This window comes from Rhodococcus sp. AD45-ID, assembly GCF_003023755.1.
Taxonomy (GTDB): Bacteria; Actinomycetota; Actinomycetes; order Mycobacteriales; family Mycobacteriaceae; genus Rhodococcus_F; species Rhodococcus_F globerula.
Genome location: NZ_PYHL01000003.1, coordinates 708,491 through 721,491, shown reverse-complemented (window position 1 = coordinate 721,491; position 13,001 = coordinate 708,491). Strand labels below are relative to the sequence as shown.

Sequence of the window (13,001 nt, the reverse complement as noted above, 5' to 3'; positions counted from 1 at the left end):
ACCTGATACGGAGGGTGTTGTGCGAATCTCGGCCGAGGAATTACTGGCGCAGGTACTCGATCCAGGGAGCTTCGCCTCCTGGGACGTGGCGCCGCTCGACGTCCATCCCGGCCCGGAGTACGCCGCAGACCTTGCCAAAGCTCGGGAAAAGAGCGGTGCCGACGAGTCGGTAACTACCGGCGTCGGCACCGTTCGTGGGCGTCGGGTCGCGGTAATCGCCTGCGATTTCAGCTTTCTCGCGGGCTCGATCGGTGTCGCCGCAGCGGAACGAATCACGGCGGCCGTCGAACGTGCCACGGCAGAACAACTTCCGCTCCTGGCCTCCCCCACGTCCGGCGGAACCAGGATGCAGGAGGGCACCGTTGCCTTCGTGCAGATGGTCAAGATCGCTGCGGCTGTTGCACTCCACAAGGGGGCACATCTGCCGTATCTGGTTTACCTGCGCAACCCCACCACCGGTGGCGTATTTGCCTCTTGGGGATCGCTTGGTCACATCACCATTGCCGAACCCGGCGCACTGGTGGGCTTTCTCGGACCACGTGTCTACGAGTCGCTGTACGGCGAAAAGTTCCCCGAGGGCATTCAAACGTCGGAAAACTTGTACCGCAACGGCGTCATCGACGGTGTGGTGCCCGTCGAACGTCTTCGCCTGCTGGTCAATCGAGCACTGTGTGTTCTCAGCGATCCCCCGGCGCCGTCAGCACCCGAATCCGCAGATGTTCCCGAGATCCCCGACGTTCCGGCCTGGCAGTCGGTGATGCTGTCCCGCCGCGCAGACCGTCCGGGTATCCGGCAACTACTGCGCCATGCTGCCACCGAACAGGTACCGCTCAGTGGCACGGGCCAAGGTGAGACCGACAAGACGATCCTGCTCTCGCTCGCCAGGTTCCGAGGTTACCCCTGCATCCTGCTCGGGCAGGATCGCAGTGGGCAGTCAACCCAGAACACCATGGGGCCTGCGGCGCTGCGTGAGGCGAGACGCGGCATGAAACTGGCGGAAGAACTACAACTTCCCTTGGTTCTCGTGATCGACACGCTCGGAGCATCGCTGTCCAAGGAGGCTGAAGAACGCGGACTGGCTCCCGAAATCGCCCGCTGCATAGCAGATCTCGTGATGCTGAAGACGCCCACGGTTTCGGTGCTTCTCGGTCAGGGCACTGGCGGCGGCGCATTGGCGCTTCTGCCGGCCGATCGGGTGTTGGCCGCACAGAACGGTTGGCTCGCCCCACTGCCACCCGAAGGCGCCAGTGCGATCGTGCATCGCGACATCACCCACGCTCCGCAGATGGCCGCGGCCCAGGGAATTCGATCGTCGGACCTTCTACGTGACGGCATCGTCGACGCCATCATCCCCGAACGGCCCGATGCGGCAGACGAACCCGTCGAGTTCTCCAAACGCGTCGGGGCGGCAATCTCGCACGAACTCGCCCTGCTGGCAACTGAATCCACCGTCGACAGAACCTCTGCGCGGATCTCTCGCTATCGTAATTTGGGGGTACCCCGGTGAATCCGAAGGCGACCGATCCGAGCGTACTGACGCACAGCTACGACCGCGCCGCGCTGGCGCGCTTCGAAGTGTTCCTCTTCGCCTCGATTGCCACGGTGCTCATCACCCGTGCCTACCTCGCTGCCATGGGATATCCCCAGATTGGCGGCGGTGCACTGCATATCGCGCATGTTCTGTGGGGCGGACTACTGATGGCGGTCGCGATCGTCATGACAGCCATCACGGAAGGCAGTCGAATCCGCGACCGCGCATCGCTGATCGGCGGCATCGGATTCGGGTTGTTCATCGACGAGATCGGCAAGTTCGTCACGTCCGACGTCAACTACTTCTACCAACCCGCCATTGCCATCATGTACGTCGTCTTTGTTCTGTTCTACCTGGTAGCGCGTGAAGTGGTGATCCGGCGCGGCATGAACGACCGCCATCGACTGTCCATCGGCGCGCGAGCGCTGTCGGATCTTGCTCTCGGACAACTGGATACCGTTCATTACAACCATGCACTGCGCGTTCTCGACGGAGTCCGCGACCCCACGCTTGCCGACTTGGCCGGTTCGATCAGGGCTGGTCTGCACTCACACACCCCCACCGGCGACGGTATCGAATCGCGGATCACACAGTGGCGCAACTCGGTCTCGGCCCGCCTCGACGCCTTTGTCGGTCATCGAATAGTCCGTCGCGTCGTGCTGGCAATCTTTGTCCTGGACGCACTCAGCGCAGTGATCAGCGTCGTCGTCGCGTTTGTGACCGACGAAGAGATCATCGCGCAGGACATCTCCGATCTTGTGGTTCTGCTGTCGAGTATTACCGCCGGAATCCTGGTCATTCTCGGTGTGTGGTTCCTGTTCCGCGGACGCTACCTACGCGCGTTGCGACTGCTGCGGGCTTCCATCGTCGTCAACCTTCTCGTGACGCAGGTGTTCCTGTTTGCCCAAGATCAGTTCGGCGCCCTCACCGGATTTGTTCTCTCACTGTTCCTGCTCGCCGTACTCCGCGTCACGATTCGACGCGAGGAGGCAGAACTCGCGCCGGCTCCTGACCCCGCGCTCGAAACCCGCCACTGACCGACAAATCGAGCCCGTCCAGCGCAAAGGAACCTTCCCGGCCATCCTCAGCCCCAATCTGTCCCCTACCTGGCCTAAGGTGTTTCCCGTCACAGATGTCCGAAGTTGAGGAAAGGACCCACATCGATGAGCGAGAGCCAGCCGGCGTCCCACACCACCTATGCCGACGCGTACCGCGAGAGCATGGACCAGCCGGAAAAGTTCTGGCTCGACGCTGCGCAGGCAGTCGACTGGGATGTGGCTCCCACTTCAGCTCTCGACGACTCCACGGCGCCCGTCTACCGCTGGTTTCCGGGCGCATCGCTGAACACGAGCTTCAACGCTCTCGATCGCCACGTCCGTGACGGCCGCGGCGATCAGACCGCACTGATCTTCGACTCCGCGATGGTCCCCACCAAGGCCACGTACACGTACTCGGAACTGCTCGAGCAGGTGTCACTGTTTGCCGGTGTGCTTCGCGACCAAGGTGTTGTGGCGGGCGATCGCGTAATCATCTACATGCCGATGATCCCCGAAGCAGCAATTGCGATGCTGGCCTGTGCGCGGATCGGCGCAGTGCACTCGGTGGTGTTCGGCGGTTTTGCCGCGAAGGAACTCGCAACTCGTATCGACGACGCCGGCCCGGTTGTCCTGGTGACCGCGTCTGGTGGCCTCGAGCCGGGCCGCACCATCGAATATCTGCCGATGGTGGAGAAGGCTCTGCAGCTTTCCGCGACACCGGCGCACACCGTCATCGTGAAAAATCGTGAGCAGATTCCGGGTTCGGCGGCCGATTACAAGTCCAGTGGCGCAGCGTGGTTCGACTGGGACGAGCTGATCTCCGACACGACGCCGGCTGCTCCGGTCTCTGTCGCCGCTACCGATCCGCTCTACATCCTCTACACCTCGGGCACCACGGGTAAGCCCAAGGGCGTTGTGCGCGACAACGGCGGACACGCTGTTGCCTTGACCTGGACGATGAAGAATCTCTACAACATCTCCCCTGGCCAGGTGTGGTGGACCGCGTCCGACGTCGGCTGGGTGGTCGGCCACTCGTACATCGTCTACGGCCCGCTTCTCGCGGGAGCCACGACGGTCATGTACGAGGGCAAGCCCGTCGGAACGCCGGATGCCGGCGCGTTCTGGCGCATCATTTCCGAGTACAAGGTCTCGGCGCTGTTCACCGCGCCGACAGCAATCCGCGCTGTCCGCAAAGCCGATCCCGACGCGAAAGAGATTGCCAAGTACGACATCTCGTCGCTCGATACCCTGTTCGCCGCCGGTGAGCGCCTCGACCCCGACACGTACGAATGGGCGACCCGCGTTCTCGACCGTCCGGTCATCGATCACTGGTGGCAGACCGAAACCGGGTGGGCGATCTGCGCAAACCTTCGTGGCCTCGAACCCATGGCGATCAAGGCCGGTTCCCCCACCGTCGCGTGCCCCGGCTATCGCGTCGAAATCGTCGACGGCAAGGGCGAACTCGTCGAGGCGGGCACCGAGGGCAACATCGTGATCGGTCTCCCCCTGCCTCCCGGCACACTCGCCGGACTGTGGCGCGACGACGATCGCTACGTCAAGTCCTATCTCTCCACCTTCGACGGTTACTACCTCACCGGCGATTCCGGCTACATCGACGAGGACAACTACGTATTTGTCCTCGGCCGCAGTGACGACGTGATCAACGTTGCGGGCCATCGCCTCTCGACCGGCAGCATGGAAGCTGTTGTCGCAGGCCATCCCGCAGTCGCGGAATGCGCCGTCATCGGCATCCACGACGAACTCAAGGGACAGCGTCCCAGCGGCTACGTCGTACTCAAGTCCGGCGTCGACATCGATCCAGAGACGCTGCGCAAAGAACTGGTCGCCCGGGTCCGCGATCAGATCGGTGCCGTCGCCACGTTCCGCGACGTAACGGTGGTGGGCGCCCTACCGAAGACTCGTTCCGGCAAGATTCTACGCAAGACCATGCGCCAGATCGCCGACAACGAGGAGTACACAGTGCCATCCACCATCGAGGACGCGACCGTCCTCGAAGATCTGACGAAACTCCTTCGCGGATAACAAATTTTCCGGTTCCCCTGCCCGGCACCGCCAGAACCCGCAAGATGAACATGTTCTAGGTTTCAGGTAGTCACACGGGCAGGGGAATCAACATGGGCACATTGGACGGACAGGTCGCATTCATCACCGGAGCGGCCCGCGGTCAGGGCCGCGCACACGCCGTGCGCCTCGCGTCCGAGGGCGCAGACATCATCGCGGTGGATCTGTGCTCACCGGTCGCGACAGCCGGATACGACATGGCTACCGAGGCGGACCTGGCTCAGACCGTCAAATTGGTAGAGGCGCAGGGCCGACGCATCTCCGCCTCCGTCGCCGATACCCGTGATCATGACGCGCTCAAAGCAGCGGTCGATGCCGGTGTCGAGAAGTTCGGCCGACTCGACATCGTCATCGCCAATGCCGGTATTGCCGCATCAGCGAAGTTGTCGTGGGATCTGAGCCCGGAAGAATTCCGTGAATTGATGGACATCAACGTCACCGGCGTCTGGTTGACCACAAAGGTCGCAATCCCCCACATCATGAGTGGCAACCGAGGCGGATCAATTGTGCTGATCAGTTCCATGGCGGGCCTGCGGGGCGTGCCGGGCATCGCCCACTACTCGGCGTCCAAACATGCCGTCCGCGGATTGGCGAAGTCATTGGCCAACGAGCTCGGCTGGGCCGACATCCGGGTCAATTCAGTGCACCCGGGCAACGTGCGCACCACGATGATCGACAACGAACCCATGGTTCGAGCATTCCGGCCGGATCTGGAAAACCCGGTTCTCGAGGACACCGCGCCCATCATGTCGAAGCTGAATCTCCTGCCGCATCCGTGGGTGGATCCCGAGGTGATCGCCGACGCGGTGTTCTATCTGGTGGGACCTGCCGGACGCGGAATCACCGGTATCGCGTTGCCCATCGACCTGGGCACGTCGGAAAAGTTCGCCGGCGGGTAGGCGGCTAGGCGGCTAGGCGGCTAGGCACACAAAATTGCCCCTGCCGGATGGGTCTCGAGCACCATCCGGCAGGGGCAATTCTCGGCTTGATCAAGCCTTCGTAGCAACAGAACAAGTAGTCGGCAACCTCATAGGCGCTCCTCGTCTGAAGTAGGAAACTCTTGTGTGGGATGCGCAACAAACCCAAGACCAGGATAGAAGCATTCTCGGAAAAGTGCGCGCCAATCGGCGGTATTTTTTCAGATTCGGACAAACGCGGCAAGCCTCTCACCACCTATTATCGAACCGGATCGGATCTTTTACCCATCCCGACCGTCCCATCCTTACAGCAGGTGGATCACCAACAAGATCACTGCGATAGCCGGGAACAGCATCTGAACGACCGCGGCGCGCGCTTTGTCCGGCGAAGACAGGATCAGGACAAGACCCGCCGCAACCATCGACCCGGTTCCCGCGAGAACAAGCGCGATTCCCACTGACGCCGAACCTGTTGCTGCGACGACGATGCCGATCACCGAGACGATCGCCAGGAAAAGGTTGTAGAAGCCCTGGTTGAACGCCAGCGGCTTTGTTGTCAGCGCTTCTTCCTCCGACTTCACACCGAATGTGGCGCGGGTCTTCGGCGCCGTCCAGAGGATCGATTCGAGGACAAAAATGTAGACGTGCACAACTGCGGCCAGTGCCGCGAAGATGTAGCCGGCGACGTTCATCGGTGGACTCCTGAGTTTCGGTGAATTCTGTATCGTTCGGTCCAATATATACTGGACCGAACGATACAGAAAGGGGTGGCTTTTGATGGCCCGGTCACAGGAGTTCGATACCACCAGCGCGATTGCCGCAGCGTTGGATGTGTTCTGGGCTCGCGGATACGAAGGAACGTCGCTCACCGACCTCGAAACGGCAACCGGCTTGAGTCGGTCGAGCCTCTACAACTCGTTCGGCAACAAGCACGGCGTATTCGACGCGGCGGTGCAGATGTATCTCGAACATGTCATCCGCCCGCGTCTGCGCGGCTTGACCGACAATCCGACGCCCGACGCCGTTGACAGCTACCTCATCTCCCTGCGCGGCGCCATCACAACCATGACACCTGATTCACCCAGACGCGGGTGCCTGCTACTCAACGCAGCAGCGGGAATCGGCGCGCACGACGATGCAGTCGCGGCTGTGATTCGTAGCTACCGGCAAGAACTCTCCGACGCGATCGGCAGTGGGTTACACGCCTCATTCCCGAGCGCTACGGCCGCCACCCTCGAGGACCGAACCCGAATTCTTCTGTCCTGCACCGTAAGCGCGCTCGTACTGGCGCGGGTTGATACAGCCCAGGCGACAGCAACACTGGAATCTGCACGCCGCTTGCTTCTCGGTTGGGGTTAGCAGATTCTTCGAAAATCACTCACGCGCGTCACTCCGTAGCGACCCGCGCCTCGAGGGCAAGCGCCTGGTCTACCAATTCCGCAACTCGTTGCGGCGAGACCGGTTCGAGGTCGAACAGAATTCGGTAGATGATCGGCGCCACTACATGATCTACCACCGAATCGCCATCCACTGCAACAGCTTCCGGCCAACGCGCGAGTATCACATCGATCTGCGTACGACAGAAGAAGGCGCACTTGAATTTCTTGGTGCCATCTGGTGCGTGCGTTTGATCGTCGCTCATGAGCACATCTCGCAGCGACGCACGACCGACCGGCGCGGACATCTCCTCGAGGTACTCCTGCGCCCAGACTGTCAGATCCCCTCGGAGCGAACCCGTTTCACGCGGATCGGCATCGGGGCGCAGCCTCTCGATCGAAACGTCCGCAAAGACTTCGTTGATGTCGCCCCACCGTCGATAGATGGTCGACGGGGTCACGCCCGCGTCAGTCGCGATCATCGGCACCGTGATCTCGGTTCGATCGCGCTGTTCCAACAACTTGCGCGCCGACGCGTGCACAGCCTGTTGGATGCGCGCGCTGCGGCCACCGGGGCGCGGACCTGCGGACGGACTCATGAATCCAATCCTAACGCAAAGATGTTGCATTAGGACATCGCCCAGCGTAGCGTCCCAAACGCAAAGTATTTGCGTTTATGTCTTCACCACCCGCACGGGAGCGCCACGACAATGACAACGACCGTTTCATCACCGACCGAGAGCACCTCACGCCTGCGCCTCGGTCGAGGAGCAGCTTTCACACTCATCGCCGTCATCATCGCCACGTTCCTGGGCGCATCCGCGACCCCGACGCCCCTGTACGAGCACTACCAACAGATGTGGGGATTCTCCTCGCTCGCGTCGACGCTCGTCTTCGGCATCTACGCCCTCGCACTACTCGCCACACTCCTGACCGCCGGGTCCTTGTCGGATCACATCGGCCGACGTCCGGTCCTGCTCGGAGCGCTCGCTCTCGAGGCAGTCTCGCTCGTGTTGTTCGCCTCGGCCGACGGCTTGGCGATCCTGCTGATCGCCCGCGTCGTACAGGGTGTTGCCACCGGCGCAGCAATCAGCGCTTTGGGTTCTGCGTTGATCGACCTCGAACGCACTCCCGGCCGCGGGTCCATCATCAACAGCGTCGCCCCGACGGTGGGCCTTGCCGTCGGCGCGGTGGGTTCGAGTCTCATCAGCGAGCACCTCCCTCGGCCCACCAGCACTGTCTACCTGGTTCTCCTCGTACTGGTCGTTCTCGAAATCCTCGGAGTGTGGGCCGCGCCGGAAACCTCGGGTGGACGGCCTGGAGCCTGGGAGTCACTACGCCCCACCCTTGCCGTTCCCCGCCAAGCACGCACGATGATCGCGTTGACCGCACCGTGCCTGATCGCGGTCTGGGCGTTGGGCGGGTTCTACCTCTCACTCGGACCGGCGTTGGCGCGCAACGCACTCGACGTTCACAGCTCTCTCATCGGCGCCATCATGGTCGCAACGCTGACGGGATTCGGAGCGGCCGCAGTGCTCACCTTCCGCACACTCGGTGGCCGGACTGTGATGCTGATCGGAACCACAGCACTGGTGCTCGGGGTGGCCGTCACACTCGTCGGCGCTGAAACATCCTCTGCGGTACTGATTCTGGCCGGTACGGCCGTTGCGGGCATCGGCTTCGGAGCGGGGTTCCAGGGAACCATCCTCACTGTCATGCCGCTCGCCGAGAACCACGAACGCGCGGGTCTGTTGTCCACCGTGTACGTCATCGCATACCTGGCCAACAGCCTTCCGGCATTGCTGGCCGGCTATCTGGTCGGCAAGGTGGGCTTGGTGGATACGACGCGCGGCTATGGGGCACTTGTCATGATTCTCGCGGCCGCCGCGCTGGTCGGACTGTTGATGACCGGAGAACGCAAAGTCTCGAAGCCATCCATTCACGAGTAGATTTTCTCCCTGCTGGTTCTTTCGGCAGCGATCGATCGACGGTTTCACTCCACCTTGATCTCGCCGTAACGCCGCAGGGCTTCTTCACGTTCGAGCGCGTGGTCGACAATCGGATCCGGATAGTCCACCGGCCGCATGGCTTTCAACGAGTGAACTGCCTTGCCAGGCACATCCCGGAGTTCAGGCACCCACCGACGGACATAGCTCCCGTCTGGGTCGAATTTCTCGCCCTGGGTAATCGGGTTGAATACCCGGAAGAACGGTGACGCGTCGGTTCCCGACCCCGCTGTCCACTGCCACCCGTGCTGGTTGGACGCCAAGTCACCGTCCACCAGATGCGACATGAAGAATCGCGCGCCACGCCACCACGGAATGTGCAGGTCCTTCACCAGGAAGGACGCGACGATCATTCGCACCCGATTGTGCATCCAGTTCTCGGCCGCGAGTTGCCGCATGCCCGCATCGACGATCGGGAAACCTGTCTTGCCCTCACACCAGGCGGTGAAGACGGCGTCTGTGTCGGCTCCACCGTCGTGACGTAAGCGGTCGAACTTGTTGTCGTAGTTCTTCCGTGCACTGTCGGGGCGTTGAAACAGGATGTCTGCGTAGAAGTCTCGCCAGGCCAGCTGGCGACGATAAGCCTGAGCGCCGTCGCCGAGTCGCTTGGAAAGATCTGCCAACATGGTTCGCGGATGGATCGTGCCGTACTTGAGCGGAATCGACATCCGGCTGGTGGTGTCGAGATCGGGCCGATTGCGTTCGTCGTCGTACCGGTCAAGATCGTTCTCGCAGTATTCTTTCCACTGCTCGAGCGCACCGGCCTCACCGACGAAATCACTGACGGAGCCGGATGGCACGGGAATCTTCACCCGGCGCGGGCCACCGTCCTTGCCGCTCGGATCGAACCAACGAACGGTCTGCGTATCGGTCGACGCGGGGCCCCGCCAACCGTGTTCCATCCACTGACGGAAGTACGGCGTGAACACCTTGTACGGATCACCGTCGGCCTTGGTGACGCGTCCGGGCGCTACGGCGTACGGAGAACCGGTCGCGATCAACTCCACCTGCTCCGCCACTGCAGCGTCGCGCCGTCGGCCGTACGGTCCGTAGTCGGCACTGATGTGAACTTCTTCGGCGCCAACGGATTCCGCTACACGGGGCACCACGTCCGCCGGATCACCTCGAACAACCATCAATCGTCCGTCGAGTTGCTGATCGAGCGCCGTCAAGTTGGCGAACAGTTGATCCTGGCGGGGTGACCCTGCCGGTCCGAGCAGTTTCTCGTCGAGAACGAACAGCCCCAACACCTCACCGCCGGCATCCGACGCCGCACTCAGGGTAGGAAGGTCACCTACCCGCAGATCGCGTCGAAACCAGACCACAGAGTTGCTCACCCCGTCGAGCCTACCGATCAGATCCCAGAACGCACCCCATCGCCCGAGCAGCAAGTTGCCCAGCTTTCTCGGGTGTCGGTTCGGAGGCGACCCCGAGCAATCGCCGACGGTGTTCCTCACCGAGCAGCAAGGTGTACAGCTGATCCGCGCACAGCGCAGCCTCCTCACCGTGCTGATCCAGCAATATCTTTTCCAGGAAGGCAATCGACTTGGCTGGGCCGGATTCGTAGAAAGCTGCCGCCAGGTCAGGGAACTGCAATGCCTCACCAATCATCATGCGGTGCAGTGCAATCGAATTTTCGCTGTGCAAGGCGACGACGATATCCACTGCTGCTGAGAGAAGGTCGGACTGGCCACTGCCTGCATTCTCGACGTACGAGTGCTGACGTGCGACGGCAGCTGCAAACACCGCAGACTTGTCGCCGAAGTAGCTGTACACGGTGCGCTTGGCGACGCCGGCCGCCGTGGCAATCGCATCGATGGTCGTTCGCGCAAAGCCGACTTCCCGAAACGAGTCGACCGCGACGTCGAGGATTTCGTTACGCCGGTCAGCGCGCTCGGCGTCACTGGTTCTCCCTCGTCGGCGAGGTTGCTCCATCAAGTCCCCCATTACGGTGCCACGCAATTAATGCTACGTTGACGTTTCATTAACTAGAACCTTACAGGAGCACCCCATGACCGGACAACGACTCGTCCACGTCGCAATCGCAGACGATTGGGAAGCGTGCAAGCGCTTCGGTGAATATGAGGTCTCCACTCGCGGAATCAGTTACGACGAGGCGGGATTCATCCGCGCAACCACCCCGGACGCACTCGCTTCGGTGCTCGATCTGGTGTTCGGCGACCTGACCCTGCCGCTGATCGTCGCCGTCATCGACGAGGACGCTCTGACCTCCGCGGGCATCGACGTCGAACGGGAGGCCGGAAAGCCTCGAATTCTCCGACCTCTACCGATGGACGAGGACACCGTGGTCGCCGAACTCGCCGTGGAACGCGTTGACGGGGCCTGGCCGATTCCCGACCTGACCCCGTACGCAACCCACGCCCGCTAGACCAGCACAGCCTCTGGTTCGGCTACCGGCATCGACGACTTCTTCCGGCCGGCGGCAACGCACAGCGCAATCCCCGCAGCAATCCAGCACAACAGCACCAGTAGTGGTGTGCCTGCTCCATTGCCGTCGAAGAAGGCCATCGAGCGGACTGATGCCCCTGCGGCGCCCGGCGGGAGCAGTTGCCCCAACGCACCCCAACCCGCAGGCAACCACGCCGCCGTTGTCGCCATCCCCGAGAGCGGATTGCCGACGAACATCATCGTGACGGCGCCTAACGCGAACCCCTTCATCCCGAGCAGCGATTCGAGCCCCAGAATGGGGAGCGAAATAGCCGAAATACCCACGGTGAGCGTTAGGGCGGTGAGCAGGTAGTTTCCGTCAAGGCTATTGGTGCCGAACTGCAGAATGGCAGTCAGTGCAAAACCAGCGACAACCGCGACGCCGACGGCGCCCAGCACTCGCTTGACGATACTGCGCGGAAACAGTTGCACGAGAACAACAGCAGGCATGATTCCTCCGAACACCAGCGGCAGGGCCAATGCCGTGAGCCCAGCACCAGTCGGATCGTCCGCCGTCAGCGGCACAACGTCTTCGACGGGCACCTGTGCCCCCGAAGCCTCCGAGAGGCCGTTGGCCACCCCGGTCAGGGTTTGAGCGATCGGCGTACCGCCGGCGGTCGCGATCAGCACGTGAGGGCCGGTCGCGTCGACGGCGATTCCGCCGACCACGTCTCGATTGCGAATCGCGTCGCGAAGGGAGTCGACATCGGCGAAGTTCTGGGTGTCGAAGGCACCCGGCTTGGTCGCCTCGAGCGAGGCGCTGATCTGCGTGGTTGCCTGGACTGGACCGGTGATGCCCAACTTCAGTTCGTGCGGGCCACTGTTTACCGAGGGCAGCACGAAAGCGAGCAGCATCAGCCCGATCACGGCGGACAAGCCCAACACCACGGCCACCAGCTTCTTGCGATCCCGTGCTTCAGCTTCGACGTTCATGATCACCTTCCCTAAGTGGAAGTTTTTTCTCCACTATTTGTGGAAGATATTCCTCCGGTTATGATGAACTGTCAATACCGGAGGTGAATGTGCGAGCCGATGCACGCGAACGCAGGAACGCAATAGTCGACGCCGCACGAGCGGTGTTCACCGAGCGTGGGCACGACGCCCCCCTCGACGCGGTCGCAGAACTAGCGAAAGTGGGGATAGCCACGCTCTATCGCAATTTTCCGACGCGCGAGGACCTGGTGACCGCGGTCGCCGTCGCGACGCTGACCGACGTCCGAGAGGCTGCGGACATCGCCCTCACAGCGATGCCAACCGATCCGACAAACGCGTGGCACACGTTGGTGGATCGGCTCGTGGAACTGCGCCTGGGTGCGCTCATTCCTGCCCTGGTGGAACATAGTTTCACCGAGTTGGCCCCCGAAGTTCTGGCAGTGCGCGAGGTGACGAAAGCGAAGATGACCGCGACAATCGGCGCCGCTCAGAGCGCCGGACTGGTCCGCGCCGATCTTCAACCCCTCGAATTTGTCATGGCCCTGGCCAAACTGACCCGCCCACAAATCGAACTGTCCGACGAGGCCATGCCGAACCTGGTCCCGAGGTTGGTCGCGGTGTTCATGGCCGGTCTACGACCGGACGGCACCGATTTACCGGTCTGATCCCCA

At 62.2% G+C, this 13,001-nt stretch carries 13 protein-coding genes; 8 read left to right on the top strand and 5 right to left on the bottom strand.

Annotated features, from left to right (window positions below):
- Positions 1–19 precede the first annotated feature (19 nt).
- The 4 genes from C7T36_RS27485 to C7T36_RS27470 all read left to right on the top strand — a co-directional run bounded on the left by C7T36_RS27485 (position 20) and on the right by C7T36_RS27470 (position 5,549).
- A complete protein-coding gene (locus tag C7T36_RS27485; protein WP_033234129.1) occupies positions 20–1,507 on the top strand; it encodes a carboxyl transferase domain-containing protein in 1,488 nt (495 codons plus the stop codon).
- On the top strand, positions 1,504–2,568 hold the full coding sequence (locus C7T36_RS27480; protein WP_045069085.1) for a hypothetical protein: 1,065 nt from the start codon (positions 1,504–1,506) through the stop codon (positions 2,566–2,568). The genes C7T36_RS27485 and C7T36_RS27480 overlap by 4 nt, the downstream gene beginning before the upstream one ends.
- Before the next feature lie 126 nt (positions 2,569–2,694).
- On the top strand, positions 2,695–4,611 hold the full coding sequence (locus C7T36_RS27475; protein WP_045069082.1) for a propionyl-CoA synthetase: 1,917 nt from the start codon (positions 2,695–2,697) through the stop codon (positions 4,609–4,611).
- Positions 4,612–4,703: 92 nt separating this feature from the next.
- Positions 4,704–5,549: a mycofactocin-coupled SDR family oxidoreductase gene (locus C7T36_RS27470; protein WP_033234127.1), complete on the top strand. Its 846-nt coding sequence runs from the start codon at positions 4,704–4,706 to the stop codon at positions 5,547–5,549.
- A 323-nt stretch (positions 5,550–5,872) separates the two neighbouring features.
- Here C7T36_RS27470 and C7T36_RS27465 read toward each other — a convergent pair whose 3' ends face one another.
- Entirely contained in the window at positions 5,873–6,259 is a 387-nt protein-coding gene (locus C7T36_RS27465; RefSeq protein WP_033234126.1) for a DUF1304 domain-containing protein, read from the bottom strand.
- 85 nt (positions 6,260–6,344) lie between these two features.
- Here C7T36_RS27465 and C7T36_RS27460 point away from each other — a divergent pair, with 85 nt between their 5' ends.
- Complete coding sequence (locus tag C7T36_RS27460) at positions 6,345–6,926, top strand: TetR/AcrR family transcriptional regulator (RefSeq protein WP_045069079.1); 582 nt, start codon at positions 6,345–6,347, stop codon at positions 6,924–6,926.
- Between the two features lie 28 nt (positions 6,927–6,954).
- Here C7T36_RS27460 and C7T36_RS27455 read toward each other — a convergent pair whose 3' ends face one another.
- Complete coding sequence (locus tag C7T36_RS27455; protein ID WP_045069076.1) at positions 6,955–7,542, bottom strand: TetR/AcrR family transcriptional regulator; 588 nt, start codon at positions 7,540–7,542, stop codon at positions 6,955–6,957.
- 111 nt (positions 7,543–7,653) lie between these two features.
- On the opposite strand from C7T36_RS27455, the gene C7T36_RS27450 reads away from it, so the two are divergent.
- Positions 7,654–8,892 (top strand): MFS transporter, encoded by a 1,239-nt coding sequence (locus tag C7T36_RS27450; protein WP_045069073.1) that lies wholly within the window; start codon positions 7,654–7,656, stop codon positions 8,890–8,892.
- A gap of 44 nt (positions 8,893–8,936) precedes the next feature.
- Here the strand turns inward: C7T36_RS27450 and C7T36_RS27445 are convergent, their stop codons facing one another.
- Positions 8,937–10,286 (bottom strand): deoxyribodipyrimidine photo-lyase, encoded by a 1,350-nt coding sequence (locus tag C7T36_RS27445; RefSeq protein WP_045069793.1) that lies wholly within the window; start codon positions 10,284–10,286, stop codon positions 8,937–8,939.
- Between the two features lie 10 nt (positions 10,287–10,296).
- Positions 10,297–10,884 carry a TetR/AcrR family transcriptional regulator gene (locus tag C7T36_RS27440; RefSeq protein WP_045069792.1) on the bottom strand — a complete coding sequence of 196 codons (588 nt, stop codon included), beginning with the start codon at positions 10,882–10,884 and terminating at the stop codon, positions 10,297–10,299.
- 76 nt (positions 10,885–10,960) lie between these two features.
- Here C7T36_RS27440 and C7T36_RS27435 point away from each other — a divergent pair, with 76 nt between their 5' ends.
- The gene (locus C7T36_RS27435) at positions 10,961–11,338 is read left to right on the top strand and encodes a DUF952 domain-containing protein (RefSeq protein WP_033234122.1); all 378 of its coding nucleotides are present in this window, start codon (positions 10,961–10,963) and stop codon (positions 11,336–11,338) included.
- Here C7T36_RS27435 and C7T36_RS27430 read toward each other — a convergent pair.
- The gene (locus C7T36_RS27430) at positions 11,335–12,330 is read right to left on the bottom strand and encodes a hypothetical protein (RefSeq protein WP_045069791.1); all 996 of its coding nucleotides are present in this window, start codon (positions 12,328–12,330) and stop codon (positions 11,335–11,337) included. The two genes, C7T36_RS27435 and C7T36_RS27430, sit on opposite strands and share 4 nt — an antisense overlap.
- Positions 12,331–12,419: 89 nt before the next feature.
- Here C7T36_RS27430 and C7T36_RS27425 point away from each other — a divergent pair, with 89 nt between their 5' ends.
- Complete coding sequence (locus C7T36_RS27425; protein ID WP_033234121.1) at positions 12,420–12,995, top strand: TetR/AcrR family transcriptional regulator; 576 nt, start codon at positions 12,420–12,422, stop codon at positions 12,993–12,995.
- Positions 12,996–13,001 lie beyond the last annotated feature (6 nt).

What these genes read in the sequence shown, in the direction of transcription:
- C7T36_RS27475 (WP_045069082.1), top strand. Translation starts at nt 2,695, where the DNA reads ATGAGCGAGAGCCAGCCGGCGTCCCACACCACCTATGCCGACGCGTAC.
- C7T36_RS27470 (WP_033234127.1), top strand. Translation starts at nt 4,704, where the DNA reads ATGGGCACATTGGACGGACAGGTCGCATTCATCACCGGAGCGGCCCGC.
- C7T36_RS27465 (WP_033234126.1), bottom strand. Translation starts at nt 6,259, where the DNA reads ATGAACGTCGCCGGCTACATCTTCGCGGCACTGGCCGCAGTTGTGCAC.
- C7T36_RS27460 (WP_045069079.1), top strand. Translation starts at nt 6,345, where the DNA reads ATGGCCCGGTCACAGGAGTTCGATACCACCAGCGCGATTGCCGCAGCG.
- C7T36_RS27455 (WP_045069076.1), bottom strand. Translation starts at nt 7,542, where the DNA reads ATGAGTCCGTCCGCAGGTCCGCGCCCCGGTGGCCGCAGCGCGCGCATC.
- C7T36_RS27450 (WP_045069073.1), top strand. Translation starts at nt 7,654, where the DNA reads ATGACAACGACCGTTTCATCACCGACCGAGAGCACCTCACGCCTGCGC.
- C7T36_RS27440 (WP_045069792.1), bottom strand. Translation starts at nt 10,884, where the DNA reads ATGGAGCAACCTCGCCGACGAGGGAGAACCAGTGACGCCGAGCGCGCT.
- C7T36_RS27435 (WP_033234122.1), top strand. Translation starts at nt 10,961, where the DNA reads ATGACCGGACAACGACTCGTCCACGTCGCAATCGCAGACGATTGGGAA.
- C7T36_RS27430 (WP_045069791.1), bottom strand. Translation starts at nt 12,330, where the DNA reads ATGAACGTCGAAGCTGAAGCACGGGATCGCAAGAAGCTGGTGGCCGTG.